Source organism: Enterococcus infantis (assembly GCF_049166715.1).
Taxonomy (GTDB): domain Bacteria; phylum Bacillota; class Bacilli; order Lactobacillales; family Enterococcaceae; genus Enterococcus_C; species Enterococcus_C leclercqii.
On record NZ_JBMHFB010000008.1, the window covers coordinates 25713 to 41560 of the forward strand.

The window sequence follows — 15848 nt, forward strand, 5'->3', positions numbered from 1 at the left end:
TTGTTAAAAACAGAATACGCTATGAAAATCTTTCCGTCAATCAATTTCTGAAAAAATCTGAATAATCAACCAGTATCCAGTCCCCCGACAATGAAAATTATTCCTCATCCAGGCTTTTAATGTTCCACATAGGCAGGCGATTCAGCTCTGGAATGAAAGAAGAGTCTTTGTCTGTTAGCTTAGAAAATTCCAAACGATTTTTCTCAACCCCTTTTTCAAAGAAGACAAAGGTTACTTTTGTAGGATCGATGTTGTATTTTTCTCCGATATTGACGGTGTCATAAACGAGAGGATAGTAGTAAAAGTCGCGATTCAGCTCCTTGTGCTTTTGCTCCAGTAAATGATCCACCTGATTGCGCTCATCACCGTGGGGCGGCGCAAACATCACTGAAATCGCACTTTTTGAAGCAATCCATTGATCCTCTTTGCCATACTCAATCGTCTTCATACGCTCAGAAACCAGACCTGGGTAGATGATTTCTTCATATTCTGATTGTCTGACACGAGCTTGAGCCACGACCATAGAAACTGAAAAAAGCGCCACACAGGCTAAGATACCGGCAAAAGTTAGTAAGCCCCTTCGCTGATTGGTATAAAACCAGCCTTCCAAATCTTCATAGAAATCTCTCACGCCATTTTTAATAGCCTTCAAGGTGCGTCTTATCCGATCCATGGTGTTCCTCCTGTAGTCGGCAAGGTCTGAACTTATCGGTCAACCGTGCCTTTTTCCATCAGATTATCCTTAATACTAGCATTTGCTCCGGTAACGAGCAAGGTCAAAGAGAAACGCTTTAAACAAAAAATACAAAAAGAATAGTTACAAGCAAAAACTTTCTTTCTCAGGCAAGTTTGGTTATGATTAAAAAAGAGAAACAGCTGATAACTGCTGAGGGACTGTTGACCTCCGATTTTACAAAGTCGAAGGTTTTTTGACAAAAGCTTCGCTGATTTTTTCAGCGGTGGGAGGAATACTATGACGCACTTATCCGATGTAATTATGAATTTTATGAGCCCGGTTTTTCAATTAATCGTAACCGGCCTCAATACACTGTCCATCCTGGTTTTGATCTGGGGCGTGGTGATTTCCGGCTATGACTTTATCAAAACAGAATGCACCCAGCCAGACCATGTTCGGGCTGCACGGCACAATAACTTCATTCGTAATTTTTTGGGCAGCTACATTCTATTGAGCTTGGAAATTTTAATTGCTGCCGATATCATTGAATCCATCGTCAATCCTACCTTTGAAGACATTCTTCGACTAGCCGCGGTGGTCGTGATTCGAACAGTGATTTCATTTTTCTTGCATCGTGAAATCCAGGAGGCATTGGACGAAGAAGAACACAATCAAGAAGAACGGCAAAAAATCCAACGAAAATTGCGCTGAACAGGTGTGGACGGTCTACTCTCGGTGGGCCGTTCTTTTTATTTGGTGAAAAGTCGCTTATAATGAATAGGTGTGCTTTAAAGCCAGCCACTTTTGTCACCTTTTTTAGTAGACAACACACTGACAATACGAAACTATTGATTTTTATAGAAATGAGGAATGACTGATGTCCTTTGACGGAATATTCACCCATCAGATGGTAGATGAACTGCAAGCGACTCTCATAAGTGGTCGGGTGAGTAAGATCCACCAACCCTATCCAAACGAAGTTGTTCTGGTGATCCGCAGTCAGGGAAAAAATCGCAAATTACTTTTGTCCGCCCACCCTGCGTATGCCCGAGTGCAAATTACTAATATGTCTTATAGCAATCCAGACACCCCACCTAATTTTGTGATGATGCTCAGAAAATACTTGGAAGGTGCCATTTTAGAAGCCATCCAGCAAGTTGACAATGATCGCGTGATTCATTTTACCTTTAGTCGTCGCGATGAGCTGGGGGATCTTCAAAACATTCTTTTGGTGGTGGAATTGATGGGCCGCCACAGTACGATTTTACTGCTGAATCAAGAGAGTGGAAAAATATTGGATGCTATCAAGCATATCGGCTCCAGTCAAAATACTTACCGCTCACTCCTTCCAGGCCTCGAATATATCGCGCCGCCCAAACAAGAAACAATCAATCCCTACCTTGCTTCTGATCACGAGGTTTTTGAGCGATTGTCTCGCTTGCCGGAACTAACCGGAAAAGCACTACAGCAGCAATTCCAAGGTTTGGGACGTGATACAGCAGACGAACTTGCTTTCCGGCTATTAAAGCGACCAAATGAAAAATTACCTGTTTGGCAGGAGTTTTTTGAAAGTCTTCAGCAGAAAAAACAGCCTACTTATTACCTTGTAGGACAAAAAGAATTTTTCACACCCACGGCTTTTCAATCCTTAGCTGAGTCAGCAGAAAAAGCACAAGACTATGAGTCTCTCAGCAGTCTTTTAGATGCCTTCTATCATGACAAAGCCGAGCGGGATCGTGTGAAGCAACAAGGCGGCGAGTTGATTCGTAAAGTAGAAAATGAATTGAAGCGCAACCGCAGTAAGCTGGCAAAGCGGGAACAGACCTTAAAAGATTCGGAAAATGCCGAAGAATTCCGCCAAAAAGGTGAACTGTTAACTACCTTTTTATATCAAGTTCCCCGCGGTGCTAAAACAGTCGAAGTTGCTAATTATTACGATGAAGATCGCCTCTTGTCTATCCAACTGGATCCGGCGCTGACTCCTAACCAAAATGCCCAGAAGTATTTTACGCGCTATCAAAAGCTTAAAAATGCCGTCAAGCTGGTCTATCAACAGATTGCTGAAACCAAGGCGGAAATCGCTTATCTGGAATCTGTACTGGCGCAATTAGAAATCGCTGGGCCAATGGATTTATCAGTGATTCGCGAAGAATTGACCGCTCAAGGCTATATCAGAAATCGTAATCCGAAAAAGCGCAAAGAGAAACCTTCACAGCCAGAAGTATTTCATGCTTCAGATGGCACTGAAATCTTGGTTGGAAAAAATAATCTGCAAAATGACCAACTGACTTTGCGAACGGCTCGCAAGACGGATACTTGGTTACACGCCAAAAACATCCCAGGCTCTCATGTCATCATCCGGACTGATACGCCTTCTGAAAAAACGTTGATGCAGGCAGCAAATTTGGCGGCTTATTATTCCAAGTATCGCAACTCTGCTCAAGTCCCGGTTGACTATGTGCAGGTGAAATACATTCGTAAGCCAAACGGTGCCAAACCAGGGTATGTCATCTATGAGAATCAGAAAACCCTTTATGTTACCCCAGAAGAAACTGAAATAGCTAAACTTCGAGGATAATCCTGTGTTTTCAAACAGAACGTTAAAAAGACTCGATCATCAGGGACCGAGTCTTTTTTATATGCTATGACCGACCAACGGGAATTTTTTTATTCCTCAACTTCGTCAAAATAATAAATTCTGCGATCTTTACTCTCTTGAAGTGGCCGATTATTTCCTTGCAAAATCTCTTCTTGGAATTGAGACAAAAAGACTCTTGAAAGTTTTGTCGTCTCGTCAAATACAAACCAGTTGATTGGCCCCTTGGTAGGTGGAGTCGTCAAGGAACCGACATAGTGAAAATGACTTTTTGATCGTGGCAAAAACACGCTTGGATCGAAAACTTCTAAATGCTGATCCAAATCCCAAATTTCTGATTGCCGTAACGGGCTCTCTTCCAAAATTTCTGGAACAATCTCACACAGTACTCCTACCACCAAGTTGGTTCCTTCATTGTTCATATGAACGAGATGAATTTCCACCGGCTTTTGCTCACCGTCAATCCAATGCTCACTTGGCAAGTGATAGTGGATATCTGTCAGAGCATAGCTCACACCTTTAAAAACCACATGGCTTTCGCATTCAAAGGGAATAAAGTGAATCGTATTTTTAAATTCTTTTTCAGTGAAACGTTCGGTTCGGTAAGAAAAATGCAGGCTCTCAAAAGCAGCCTGTTTCCCGGAAACAGCCCCTTCGTGTCGAAGATGGATCGGTGATTGGTAGGCAAACTCAGCCCCTTCTCGATACCAGTCACATAAAGTGTGCCAGTGTTCGGGACCATTTTCTCCTTGATAGCTCCACGGAACATCCATATTCCGTTTAATCATCTGCCTCAATCCTTTCGTAAAAAAGAGTTGTCTGCATTTTACCGCAAAAACCGCTTAATTTGCCAACCAGCCGTTCGGATCTTCCTTGAATTTTTTTAAAAGTTCGAGATCTGCTTCATTAATATAATTAGTTTCCAAAGCAGCTTGAATCAATGTAGAATAGTTAGTCAATGTCAAAAGCGGAATGCCCGCCTTTTCAAAGTTTTCTTTTCCTTTTGGCAATTCATAGGTAAAAATGGCAGCTACCGCTAGAACTTCTGCCCCTTCACGTTTGGCAGCTTCTGCCGTCCCCAAAACAGAACCGCCGGTAGAAATCAAATCTTCAATAATAACCATTTTTTGGCCTTTTTGAATGCGCCCTTCTATTTGATTTCCTTTGCCGTGATCTTTTGCTTTGGAACGAATATAGACCATTGGCAAATCCAGAATATCCGCCACCCAAGCAGCATGAGGCACACCACCAGTAGCGGCGCCTGCAATGACTTCCACCTCTGGATATTCGGCTTTAATCTTTTCTGCCAAGCCTTGTGCAATCTGCTTACGAACTTTCGGATAGCTGATCGTAATGCGGTTGTCACAATAAATCGGGCTCTTGATACCTGAGGCCCACGTAAAAGGTTCATTGGGACTCAAAAAGACAGCTTCAATCTCTAAAAGGTCTTTAGCTACAGCAGTTTCAATCGTTGTCATCAAGCTTCACCATTCCATTCTTTTTTGATTTGAGTATAGGCTTCATAAGGGTTTGTTGCTTGTGTAATGGGACGGCCCACGACAATATAATCAGAACCGATTTTTCGCGCAGCAGCAGGGGTCATGACCCGTTTTTGGTCTCCTGCGTCAGCTCCTGTTGGACGAATTCCCGGAGTCAAGCAGATAAAGTCTTCGTCGGTGGCCTGTTTGATCGCTGTGACTTCTTGAGCAGAGCAGACCACGCCGTCCAAGCCAGCCTTTTTAGCGCATTGCGCATAATGACGGACACTTTCTTCCAGTGAGACTTGGATCAGTTGATCTTGATGCATTTGTTCTTCTGATGTAGATGTCAATTGGGTGACGGCAATCAACTTCGCTCGTTCTTGACCAGCTGGCTTGCCGGCTTCCAAACCTCTAAGGGCAGCCTCCATCATCTCAATTCCACCAGCGGCATGCACGTTGGCAATGGCAACCCCCATTCCCGCGATTCGCCTCATACCGCTTTCGACCGTATTCGGAATATCATGAAGTTTCAAATCTAAGAAAATATCATGACCTTGTCGCTTTAAGTAACGAACCACTTCTGGTCCGTCTTCATAAAACAATTCCATGCCTACTTTGACGAATAATTTTTCCTCGTGAGGAAAGTTTTTTAAAAAGAGTTGGACGCTGCCAAGATCTGGGAAGTCTAAGGCAATAATCGGACGTGTGTTCATACTTTTTTGCGCTCCTCTCGAACTTCTTGAATCAGTTTTTCTAAAGACTCTATACCTAACTCAGCCATTCGCAGGGGCAGCTGATCAATTAGTTTCGGACAAATGTAAGGATCCGTGAAATTAGCGGTTCCTACTGCAACAGCGGAAGCGCCAGCCATAAACATCTCTAAAACATCGTCTACTGTCATAACACCGCCCATGCCGATGATTGGCAAATCGCTAACACCTGCCACTTGATGAATCAGCCGAATTGCTACCGGCTTGATGGCCGGACCAGACAAGCCTCCAGTTAAATTGGCTAAAATTGGTTTGCGGGTGTTAAGGTCAATGCGCATCCCCAAAAGTGTATTGATCATCGTAAACCCGTCAGCGCCACCAGCTTCAACGGCTTTGGCGATAGGAACGATATCTGTGACATTTGGTGAAAGTTTGACATATACCGGCACCTTAGCCACCTTTTTGACAGCAGCCGTCAAACTTCCAGCGACATCTGGCTCAGTTCCAAACGCCATCCCACCATGACGGACGTTGGGACAAGAGATATTTAATTCAATCGCTTTTACGTTTGGCGCATCACCGATTTTGGCGCAAACCTCTACATAATCTTCTTCACAAGAGCCTGCAACATTGGCGATGATCGGCAATGTTGGATAACGCTCTGCTAAATACGTCAGGTGTTCTTCCATCACGACTTTCATGCCGGGATTTTGTAAGCCGATCGCATTCAACATGCCACTGGGAGTTTCAGCAACTCGCGGTGTTTCATTGCCAAAACGCTCTTTTGGGGTAGTCGCTTTGATCATGATTGACCCGAGTTCATTTAAATCATAATATTCGCCATACTCCTTACCAAATCCGAAACACCCGCTAGCAGGAATGATAGGGTTTTTCAAATCCAATCCGGGGAGTTGTATACGTAAGTTTTCATTCATATTAGATGACCACCTTTCCGACTGGGAAAATTGGCCCTTGATCGCAGACCTTCACACTCTTTTGACCGGTTTCATCATCGGCAATGTGACAGACACAGGCATAGCATGCACCTATCCCACAGGCCATACGGGATTCTAAAGAAATCTGCGCATTCGGGTGATCAGAAAACAATTGATCGACCGTTTTCAACATCCCATTGTTCCCGCAAGCAAAGACGGCAGCCGGTGGATTATCCCCATAGTCTTCTGCTGCTAAAGCTGTTAACAAAAGGTTTCCCACATTGCCGTGAACCCCAAAGCTGCCATCATCAGTTGCAAAACGACACTCCCCAAGAGCCTTGAATTCTTCTGTGTAATACATGACTTCTTTTGAAGCAAAGCCCAGAAAATGGATTGGGACAGCCCCAAGAGCCAAAATCCGGCGGGAAAGTTCATACAGAGGTGGAATCCCAATCCCCCCACCAATGATGTAGACCTCATCACCAGCTTGAATCTGTGACAAGTCAAAGCCATTCCCCAAAGGACCCAAAACATCTAGTTGCTCCCCTGCTTGCAGCTGAGCAAAAACTTTGGTACCTTCTCCTTCTGTCCGGTAAATAATTCGACAAGTTCCTGCTTCACGATCAATGTGATTGATACTGATTGGTCGCCGCAACAACATATCTTCCCGCGGCACTCGAATATGCAAAAACTGTCCGCTTTTTTTCATTTCCTGTACCAGATGTCCGGACAGTGTCATTTCGTAGATACGCGGAGCCAATTGACGTTGTTGTGTGATGGTCATCATTTCCTGTTTCAATGAAAACTCCCCTTTGGTTGCCGCAGTTGCCTAAGCGACAGTCATTATTCTCAGCGAAAGCTATTTTTCCCACTTGCCCTGGTTACAGAGCGGAGAAAAATAGCTTTTGCAAATAGATTACAGCTTTTGTCTATGGCCTTTTGCCGTTAGAAAAACTGATGTGTGATGAATCAAATCGCTTGCGTAGAGAACGCTCGGTCTTCCATGACTTTCAAAATTGCATCGGCAGTGTCCAACGAAGTGAAGAGCGGTACACCGTGCTCAACAGCCTCCCGACGGATGATAAAGCCGTCTTCTGACGCGCCTTGCCGGTTCTTGTCCATCGTATTGATCACCAGTTGTGTATTGCCGCTGCGAATGAGGTCGATGACGTTTTCTTCGCAATTGGTTTCAGAAATTTTGCAGATCGGTTTCACAGCCAATCCTTGCTGTTGGAAATAATCTGCGGTTCCTTTAGTGGCTAGCAGGCTGAAGCCCACTTCTTGAAAACGGCGTGCCAAAGCGAGGGCTTCTTCTTTAGCATCGTCAGCAATTGTGAACAAGACGGCACCAAATTCCGGAATTTTCAATCCAGCTGCTTCAAAAGCTTTGTACAGTGCTTTTTCCAAACTGCGGTCTGACCCCATGACTTCGCCGGTTGATTTCATTTCAGGGCCCAAATAGGTATCAACTTTCTGTAACTTAGTAAAAGAGAAGACTGGTGCTTTGATGTGCACGTTATTATCTTCCGGATACAAGCCGTTTTCATACCCTAGATCCTTCAGCTTGGTTCCTAAGATGGCTTTGGTTGCAATTTGCGCCATAGGAATACCGGTGACTTTGCTCAAAAAAGGAACTGTCCGGCTAGCCCGTGGATTGACTTCAATCACATAGACTTTATTTTCATGGATAACAAACTGGATGTTCATCATTCCGATACAGTTCAGACCCAAAGCTAATTTTTGTGTATAGTCAGCAATGGTTGCTTTGATTTCTGCGCTCATGAATTGTGGTGGATAAACAGCCATTGAGTCTCCAGAGTGGACCCCAGCTCGCTCGATGTGTTCCATAATTCCCGGAATCAAGACCGTTTCACCGTCGCAGATTGCATCGACTTCACATTCGGAACCTGTCAGGTAACTATCTACTAGGACGGGGTGTTCTGGTGAAGCTTTGACAGCAGTCTCCATATAGTTTTCCAGATCCGCTTGATTTTCAACAATTTCCATCGCACGCCCCCCCAACACATAACTTGGACGTACCAAAACCGGATAGCCGATTCTTTCAGCGATAGCCACAGCTTCTTCTTTATTGGTCGCGGTATCTCCTGGTGGTTGCGGAATGTCTAAGGCTTTTAAAGCTTGCTCGAAAAGGTCACGATTTTCTGCGCGATCCAGATCTTCAATCGACGTACCTAAAATTTTCACACCAGCTTTGACCAATGGTTCCGCCAAGTTGATCGCCGTTTGCCCGCCGAATTGGACGATGACCCCTTCTGGTTGTTCCAGATCAATGACGTTCATGACATCTTCCAAAGTCAGCGGTTCAAAGTACAGTTTATCGGAGATGGAGAAGTCGGTAGAAACTGTTTCTGGGTTACTGTTCATGATGATTGCTTCATAGCCTGCAGCTTGAATCGCTTTAACAGAATGAACAGTCGCATAGTCAAATTCTACCCCTTGTCCGATTCGAATAGGACCAGAACCCAGAACAAGAACTGACGGTGTTTTTGAACGGTGACTTTCATTTTCAAATTCATAGGTGCTGTAAAAATATGGGGTTTCAGATTCAAACTCAGCTGCACAAGTATCCACCATTTTGTAGACAGGCAGCAGCTTTTCTTCTTGGCGCAACTGGCGAATCTCATTTTCAGTCATATTCCATAATTGACCAATCTTCTTATCGGCAAAACCATTTTGTTTTGCTTGTTTCAACAAGTCCAAATCTTTTGGTGTCGCAGCTAAGGATTGCTCAATTTCCACGATGTGAAGGAGTTTATCCAAGAAGAAAAGATCGATTTTAGTTAATTCAGCAATTTCTTCAATCGTATAGCCGCGGCGGATAGCTTCAGTGACATAAAACAAGCGGTCATCTTGCGCCCGAACCATCTTTTTCGTCAATTCCGCATCAGTTACTGTTGCCAACTCAGCAATTTCGGCGTGATAGGTGCCGATTTCCAGCGAGCGAACAGCTTTTAACAAGGACTCTTCGATGTTACGGCCGATTGCCATGACTTCACCAGTGGCTTTCATCTGGGTACCCAATACTCGCTCACCGCTTTCGAATTTGTCGAAAGGCCAACGAGGAATTTTCGCTACCACGTAGTCCAATGCCGGTTCAAATTCAGCGTAAGTCGTTTCAGTCACTGGGTTTTTCATTTCATCCAAGGTTAATCCGACAGCAATTTTTGCAGCGAGCTTTGCAATCGGGTACCCTGTTGCTTTTGAAGCCAGGGCTGAAGAACGAGAGACCCGCGGATTGACTTCAATAACATAATAGTTGAAGCTGTCAGGATCCAGGGCCAACTGAACATTACAGCCGCCTTCAATTTTCAGAGCGCGAATAATCGACAAAGACGCATCTCGCAACATTTGGTATTCGTAGTCACTCAAAGTTTGACTTGGCGCAAATACGATGGAGTCTCCCGTGTGGATTCCCACGGGGTCGAAGTTTTCCATGTTACAGACCACAATCGCATTGTCAGCAGAGTCTCGCATCACTTCATATTCGATTTCTTTGAAGCCGGCAATTGATTTTTCAATCAGACATTGGGTCACTGGCGACAGTTTTAAGCCGTTCTCTGCAATCGTGCGGAGTTCTTCTTCATTGTCACACATTCCGCCGCCGGTACCACCAAGGGTAAATGCCGGTCGTACGATGATTGGATAACCGATTTGATTAGCAAAGGCCACCGCTTGTTCGACAGTTGATACGATTTCTGATTCCGGAATGGGTTGACCCAAATCTTCCATTAGTTGTTTGAAAAGATCCCGGTCTTCGGCTTGGTCGATAGCAGAAAGTTTAGTACCCAGCAATTCGATGTCCAGTTCTTCTAAAATTCCAGATTCAGCTAGTTCCATCGCCATGTTCAACCCAGTTTGTCCCCCCAGAGTTGGCAAGAGTGCGTCTGGGTTTTCTTTGCGGAGAATACGGGAAACAAATTCAAATGTGATTGGCTCGATATAGACTTTGTCGGCGATTTCTTTATCCGTCATGATAGTGGCGGGATTGGAGTTGACTAAGATGACTTCATAGCCTTCCTCTTTCAAAGCAAGACACGCCTGGGTACCGGCATAATCAAACTCGGCAGCTTGACCGATAATAATCGGCCCTGAACCGATCACCATAATTTTTTTGATATCTGTACGTTTTGGCATTATCTCTTCTCCTTTTCAGCATCCATCATTTCGATGAATTCATCAAACAGGTGCAGGGCATCGTGAGGCCCCGGTGCTGCATCGGGGTGGAATTGAACTGTGAAGGCTGGATATTTTTTGTGACGAACCCCTTCGACAGTCCCATCGTTGACTTCCACATGAGTAACTAGTAGACGCTTAGGATCGATGGAATTCTCGTCAACAGCATAGCCGTGATTTTGAGAAGTAAAGTCGATGCGACCTGTTGCAATTTCCCGTACCGGATGGTTCAGTCCTCGATGGCCGAATTTCAATTTGTAGGTATCCGCTCCGTTGGCTAAGGCAAACAGCTGATGGCCCAGACAAATACCAAAAATCGGCACTTTTCCTTGAATCTGTTGAATCATTTCGATAGCCTCCGGTACATCTTTCGGATCTCCGGGACCGTTAGTCAGCATCACCCCATCCGGCGCCAGCTCCAGGATAGTTTCAGCCGGCGTATTGTAAGGCAACACAGTCAGATTACAGTTGCGATTGGATAATTCCCGTAAGATGGAATGCTTTAGACCAAAATCGATAACCACTACATTGTGTCCGATACCTGGACTCGGGTATGGTTTTGAGGTGGAGACTTGTTCTACTTGATTGGTAGGTAGGACGACTGCCTTCAGCTGATCATACGCATGAGTGAAATCCTCTTCTGATACAATAGACGCCTTCATCGTGCCGTGTTGGCGAATTTTGCGAGTCAATGCTCGTGTATCGATACCGGCAATGCCGGGGATTTCTTTACGTTTCAAAAATTCATCTAAACTGATCAGATTTCGCCAGTTGCTGGCTCGGCGCGCGTGTTCTTTTACCACCACGCCTTTACAAGTAGGTGCGATAGACTCGTAATCATCCCGATTGATGCCGTAGTTTCCCACCATCGGATAAGTGAAAGTGATGATTTGACCGTTGAAACTTTGGTCGGTGATGGTTTCTTGGTAACCAGTCATACTGGTGGTAAAGACGATTTCGCCAAAGACATTTGTCTCGGCTCCGAAACCTTCTCCTTCAAAATAAGTGCCGTCTTCTAAAATCAACCAACGTTTCATTTATTTACTCCCCTTTTGCCAAACTACTTTGCCGTTTACAAATGTGTATAGTGTGTCGCCGTAATTCTTCCATCCTACAAACGGTGTATTGACGGCTTGTGATTTAAATTCTTTGTCATCAATCGTGTACTCTTCGTCAATGGCAAAAACTGCCAGGTCTGCCGGCTGGCCGACCGCCAGACGACCGGTCTTCAAACCGAAGATAGCGCTAGGCTTGACGGCCATCCAATCGATGACTTGTTCCAGTGTAAAGCGGCCAGTCTTCACAAAATGCGTATAAATCAGTTGGAAGGCATATTCTGAGCCTACGATCCCAAAGGGTGCTTTCAAAAAGCTCTGATTCTTTTCGTCAAAGCCATGAGGGGCATGATCGGTTGCAATACAGTCAATCGTGCCATCCAAAAGCCCTTCAATCAGTGCTTTCCGGTCATCGATCCCCCGCAATGGCGGATTCATTTTCCAGTAACCGAAATCTTCAGGAATATCCTGGTCTGCCAAGATCAGATGGTGAGGCGATACCTCAGCAGTCACCTTGATTCCTGCTTGTTTGGCATCTCGGATTACCCGGACGCTTTCTTTTGTCGAAACGTGGCAGACGTGATAATGACAGCCAGTTGCTTCTGCCAAGAGAAGATCCCTTGCAATCTGAGAGGACTCCGTCACGCTTAAAATCCCTGGTAAACCTAATTCTTCTGCGCGTTTGCCGGCATGCATCACTCCGCCAAACAACAATGATTCGTCTTCAGTGTGGGCCACCAGTGCCATATCGTTAGCGGCAGCTTCTTTCATGGCCAGATACATCGTTCCGGCCGTCTGCACGCCTACGCCATCGTTGGTGAATGCAAAAGCACCAGCTGCTTTCAAAGCTTGCATATCTGTCAAAACTTCGCTACGCAAATCTTCTGTGATAGGCGCGTATTGGAGCACATTGACGATGGCATCTTTTTTGATGATGTCATAAATGGCGGTCAGTTTCTCCGGGGTATCTGGTACCGGGTTTAAGTTCGGCATCGCACAAACAGTAGTGAAACCACCTCTGGCTGCTGCTTCACTGCCTGATTTTATCGTTTCTTTGTAAGTGAAACCGGGTTCTCTTAAATGGACATGGACATCCACCAACCCTTGTGTGATCAACTGTCCTTTGGCATCGTAGACTTCCTCGAAATCCGCCTCATCAAAGCCGGTCCCAATGGCTTTGATCAAGCCTTCCTCGATCCAGATGGCACCGTCTGTCAGTTCGTTTCCGAAGGTGTTGAGCTTTCCGTTTTTGATCAATGTTTTCATGGTGGTGTTGTCCTCCGTTTTTTTAGTTTGTTGAGTGGCATACTGCAAAGGGGCAATTTTTACCTTACGCCCGACCCGCAAGTATCGCTTCTAAAATTGCCATCCGCACGTAGACACCATTAGTCATCTGTTGGACGATTCGCGACTGCAAGCCTTCTACCAGTGAATCAGCCAATTCGACATCCCGATTCACTGGAGCTGGGTGCATGATAATTGCGCCTTTTTTCATTTTTGCTGCCCGTTCGACGGTCAGGCCGTATTGTTGATGGTAGCCTTCTTTGGTAAAGCCGGTATCTTCCCCGTCAGCATGACGCTCGTGCTGGACCCGTAACATCATCATGACATCAACTGTTTCCACCAGCTCATCCAATGGCAGGTAGTGACCGTAAACTTCAAAACTTTCGTCATACCATTCCGCCGGGCCCGAGAAGAAGACCTCAGCTCCCAATCGTTTCAGCATTTGCATATTGGATTTTGCCACTCGCGAGTGGGTGATATCCCCGACAATCGCGACTTTTAATCCTTCAAAGCTGCCGAACTCTTCGTGGATGGTCATGAGGTCTAACAAGCATTGGGAAGGATGTTGGCCACTGCCATCCCCGCCATTGACGATGGCACACTGGATGGTTTTTGATTCGATTAATTCATCATAATAGGCTTCATCTCCGTGGCGGATTACTGCCACATCCACACCCAAAGCTGACATGGTCAGTACTGTATCGTAGAGCGTTTCCCCTTTTTGAACGGAACTGTGTCCGGCGTCAAATTCGATCACTTCGATACCCAGTTTTTTCTCAGCAACATCAAAACTTTTATGAGTTCGTGTACTGTTTTCAAAAAAGAGATTGGTCGCAAAATACTGATCTTTTTCCGGTGTCCATTTGGCTCCTCGTTTGAACTCACGGCCGCGTCTGATCAGGCCCATGACTTCTTGATCTGTCAGAGCCTCGATACTTAGCAGATGTTTCAAACTGATACGTTCGGATTGGATGATCATTGTGGTTCCCCCTGTCGAATGTGGAAATGATTTTTCATCGATTAATTATTTTAAGCTTCTTCGCTGCGGGATGTTTCCGGCAAAATTAAGTTTAAGATGATACCTAAGACGGTTGCCAAAGCCATTGCAGATAATGTGAAGGTGCCGGCTTCTACATACAAACCGCCAATTCCGATCACCAAGATTACAGAAGCGATGATCAAATTTTTCTTTTTGTCAAAATTGATTTTATTTTCAATCAAAATTTTCAGTCCGCTGGCGGCGATTACGCCGAACAGGATGAAGCTGATACCAGAAATCACTGGATTAGGGATACTTAGAATAAGTGCGCTAAGTTTGCCTACAAAGCCTAAGACCACTGCGAGAACTGCGGCCCCGGCAATTACAAAGACACTGTGGACTCGCGTAATAGCCAGCACGCCGATGTTCTCACCGTAACTAGTCACAGGAGGTCCGCCTACCAGACCAGCGACAATCTGTGCTAACCCATCCCCCATCAAGGTTCGATTCAAACCTGGATCTTGAAAGAAATTTCGCTTAGTGAGCTTGTTTAAAACCATCAGGTGGCCGATGTGTTCGGTCATAGTGACAAAGGCAATAGGTGCCATGGTAATAATCGCACTCAAGTAAAACTTCGGCTGATAGTTGACAAAAGGAATCTCGAAGTTCGGCAATGCGAACCAAGCGGCTTGCCTAATCGGCTCAGTGTCCACAATCCCCATGATCAAAGCGAAGAGGTAACCACTGATAATTCCAAGCAAGATCGGAATTAATCCCAGAAATCCTTTTAAAAACATATTGAAAAAAATTGTGATTCCCATCGTGACCAGAGCGACTATCAAAAATTTATAGTCATACTTGCCATCATTGAACATGGCATTGTTAGCGGCATTGGCAGCCAACCCCAGGCCGATAACCATAATTACCGGACCGACAACGATTGGTGGCAAAATTTTGTCCATCCAAGCAGCACCAATCTTCTTTACCACGAAGGCTACAATCAAGTAAACCAATCCTGTAGTGATTGCCCCTTGTGCGATTGCTGGATAACCATCAGTTGACATCAACAACTTCATTGCGGCGATAAAGGCAAAGCTGGATCCCAGATAAGCTGGAATTTTTCCTTTTGTAACAAAGAGATAGACAATTGTTCCTAGCCCAGAACTTACTAAAGCGATCCCGGGATCAATCCCAACTAAGATTGGTACCAGTACGGTAGCACCGAACATGGTAAATAAGTGCTGGATCGACAAGCCCAGCCAAGGCAGCGGTTTTGGTTTGTCATGGATATCTAATACGACATCTTCGTTGTGAAATTCTTGTGCCACAGGTTCCATCTCCTATTTTTCGATCAAGATCCGGTCTTGGTCGTCAGTTTCTTCCATTTCTACAATGATTGCTTCTGATTGCGCGGTGGGAATATTTTTCCCCACGTAGTCCGCTCGAATGGGTAATTCTCGATGGCCTCGGTCTACTAAAACCGCCAACTGGATCTTATTGGGGCGTCCAAAATCCATGATTGCATCTAAGGCTGCTCGAATCGTGCGACCGGTATATAAAACGTCATCGACAACAATCACTTCTTTTCCTTCCAAAGCCACTGGAATTGTTGATGAGTGCACTTCCGGGTCTTCCAGTTCTTTGCCTTTAACATCGTCGCGATACAATGTGATGTCTAACTCTCCCACGGGTACTTTAATATCTTCCAGCTGCTCCAAGCGGTCTGCAATTCGCTGTGCGATATAAATTCCTCTGGTTTTGATCCCTACCAACACAAGATCTTCTAGCCCGCGATTGCGCTCGATGATCTCGTAGGCGATACGAGTCAATGCCCGTTTCATAGTTACTGCATCTACGACTTCTTTTTGTGACATGTTGTCCCCTCCGAAAATTATTTGTTTTTTTTTTGACCATATAAAAAACCTCTTGCCCAGTTGG

Annotated in this window: 13 protein-coding genes and 1 pseudogene; 2 read left to right on the forward strand and 12 right to left on the reverse strand. The window is 45.1% G+C overall.

All coding sequences use genetic code 11. The features are described from left to right. Nucleotides 1-97: 97 nt before the first annotated feature. Nucleotides 98-673, reverse strand: coding sequence for a hypothetical protein (locus ACOMA8_RS10385; RefSeq protein WP_421370575.1), 576 nt, complete (start codon nt 671-673; stop codon nt 98-100). A 300-nt stretch (nt 674-973) separates the two neighbouring features. On the opposite strand from ACOMA8_RS10385, the gene ACOMA8_RS10390 reads away from it, so the two are divergent. Both ACOMA8_RS10390 and efbA read left to right on the forward strand, forming a co-directional pair. Next, entirely contained in the window at nt 974-1387 is a 414-nt protein-coding gene (locus tag ACOMA8_RS10390; protein ID WP_161899798.1) for a DUF1622 domain-containing protein, read from the forward strand. A gap of 166 nt (nt 1388-1553) precedes the next feature. Beyond that, the gene (gene efbA, locus ACOMA8_RS10395; RefSeq protein WP_421370577.1) at nt 1554-3254 is read left to right on the forward strand and encodes a fibronectin-binding protein EfbA; all 1701 of its coding nucleotides are present in this window, start codon (nt 1554-1556) and stop codon (nt 3252-3254) included. 89 nt (nt 3255-3343) lie between these two features. On the opposite strand, the gene ACOMA8_RS10400 is transcribed toward efbA, so the two are convergent. The 11 genes and pseudogenes from ACOMA8_RS10400 to pyrR form a co-directional block, all read right to left on the reverse strand. Next, nucleotides 3344-4060 carry a carbonic anhydrase family protein gene (locus tag ACOMA8_RS10400; RefSeq protein WP_421370579.1) on the reverse strand — a complete coding sequence of 239 codons (717 nt, stop codon included), beginning with the start codon at nt 4058-4060 and terminating at the stop codon, nt 3344-3346. A gap of 54 nt (nt 4061-4114) precedes the next feature. After that, nucleotides 4115-4750, reverse strand: a complete 636-nt coding sequence (gene pyrE / locus ACOMA8_RS10405; RefSeq protein WP_421370581.1) for an orotate phosphoribosyltransferase — start codon at nt 4748-4750, stop codon at nt 4115-4117. Next, on the reverse strand, nt 4750-5466 hold the full coding sequence (gene pyrF / locus ACOMA8_RS10410; protein WP_161899795.1) for an orotidine-5'-phosphate decarboxylase: 717 nt from the start codon (nt 5464-5466) through the stop codon (nt 4750-4752). Before pyrF ends, pyrE begins: the two co-directional genes overlap by 1 nt. Then, nucleotides 5463-6398 carry a dihydroorotate dehydrogenase gene (locus tag ACOMA8_RS10415; RefSeq protein WP_421370584.1) on the reverse strand — a complete coding sequence of 312 codons (936 nt, stop codon included), beginning with the start codon at nt 6396-6398 and terminating at the stop codon, nt 5463-5465. Before ACOMA8_RS10415 ends, pyrF begins: the two co-directional genes overlap by 4 nt. 1 nt (nt 6399) lies before the next feature. Then, nucleotides 6400-7203 (reverse strand): annotated as a pseudogene (locus ACOMA8_RS10420) (dihydroorotate dehydrogenase electron transfer subunit); the annotation flags it as partial. Between the two features lie 164 nt (nt 7204-7367). Beyond that, a complete protein-coding gene (gene carB / locus ACOMA8_RS10425) occupies nt 7368-10553 on the reverse strand; it encodes a carbamoyl-phosphate synthase large subunit (protein WP_421370587.1) in 3186 nt (1061 codons plus the stop codon). After that, nucleotides 10553-11629: a carbamoyl phosphate synthase small subunit gene (locus tag ACOMA8_RS10430; RefSeq protein WP_421370589.1), complete on the reverse strand. Its 1077-nt coding sequence runs from the start codon at nt 11627-11629 to the stop codon at nt 10553-10555. The genes carB and ACOMA8_RS10430 overlap by 1 nt, the downstream gene beginning before the upstream one ends. Then, on the reverse strand, nt 11630-12913 hold the full coding sequence (locus ACOMA8_RS10435; RefSeq protein WP_421370591.1) for a dihydroorotase: 1284 nt from the start codon (nt 12911-12913) through the stop codon (nt 11630-11632). A gap of 64 nt (nt 12914-12977) precedes the next feature. After that, nucleotides 12978-13910, reverse strand: a complete 933-nt coding sequence (locus ACOMA8_RS10440; protein ID WP_161899789.1) for an aspartate carbamoyltransferase catalytic subunit — start codon at nt 13908-13910, stop codon at nt 12978-12980. A 50-nt stretch (nt 13911-13960) separates the two neighbouring features. Beyond that, entirely contained in the window at nt 13961-15238 is a 1278-nt protein-coding gene (uraA, locus tag ACOMA8_RS10445) for a uracil permease (protein ID WP_272927973.1), read from the reverse strand. A 12-nt stretch (nt 15239-15250) separates the two neighbouring features. Next, nucleotides 15251-15784, reverse strand: a complete 534-nt coding sequence (pyrR, locus tag ACOMA8_RS10450; RefSeq protein ID WP_161899787.1) for a bifunctional pyr operon transcriptional regulator/uracil phosphoribosyltransferase PyrR — start codon at nt 15782-15784, stop codon at nt 15251-15253. Between the last annotated feature and the right edge of the window lie 64 nt (nt 15785-15848).

What these genes read in the sequence shown, in the direction of transcription:
- ACOMA8_RS10385 (WP_421370575.1), bottom strand. Translation starts at nt 673, where the DNA reads ATGGATCGGATAAGACGCACCTTGAAGGCTATTAAAAATGGCGTGAGA.
- ACOMA8_RS10390 (WP_161899798.1), top strand. Translation starts at nt 974, where the DNA reads ATGACGCACTTATCCGATGTAATTATGAATTTTATGAGCCCGGTTTTT.
- efbA (WP_421370577.1), top strand. Translation starts at nt 1,554, where the DNA reads ATGTCCTTTGACGGAATATTCACCCATCAGATGGTAGATGAACTGCAA.
- ACOMA8_RS10400 (WP_421370579.1), bottom strand. Translation starts at nt 4,060, where the DNA reads ATGATTAAACGGAATATGGATGTTCCGTGGAGCTATCAAGGAGAAAAT.
- pyrE (WP_421370581.1), bottom strand. Translation starts at nt 4,750, where the DNA reads ATGACAACGATTGAAACTGCTGTAGCTAAAGACCTTTTAGAGATTGAA.
- pyrF (WP_161899795.1), bottom strand. Translation starts at nt 5,466, where the DNA reads ATGAACACACGTCCGATTATTGCCTTAGACTTCCCAGATCTTGGCAGC.
- ACOMA8_RS10415 (WP_421370584.1), bottom strand. Translation starts at nt 6,398, where the DNA reads ATGAATGAAAACTTACGTATACAACTCCCCGGATTGGATTTGAAAAAC.
- carB (WP_421370587.1), bottom strand. Translation starts at nt 10,553, where the DNA reads ATGCCAAAACGTACAGATATCAAAAAAATTATGGTGATCGGTTCAGGG.
- ACOMA8_RS10430 (WP_421370589.1), bottom strand. Translation starts at nt 11,629, where the DNA reads ATGAAACGTTGGTTGATTTTAGAAGACGGCACTTATTTTGAAGGAGAA.
- ACOMA8_RS10435 (WP_421370591.1), bottom strand. Translation starts at nt 12,913, where the DNA reads ATGAAAACATTGATCAAAAACGGAAAGCTCAACACCTTCGGAAACGAA.
- ACOMA8_RS10440 (WP_161899789.1), bottom strand. Translation starts at nt 13,910, where the DNA reads ATGATCATCCAATCCGAACGTATCAGTTTGAAACATCTGCTAAGTATC.
- pyrR (WP_161899787.1), bottom strand. Translation starts at nt 15,784, where the DNA reads ATGTCACAAAAAGAAGTCGTAGATGCAGTAACTATGAAACGGGCATTG.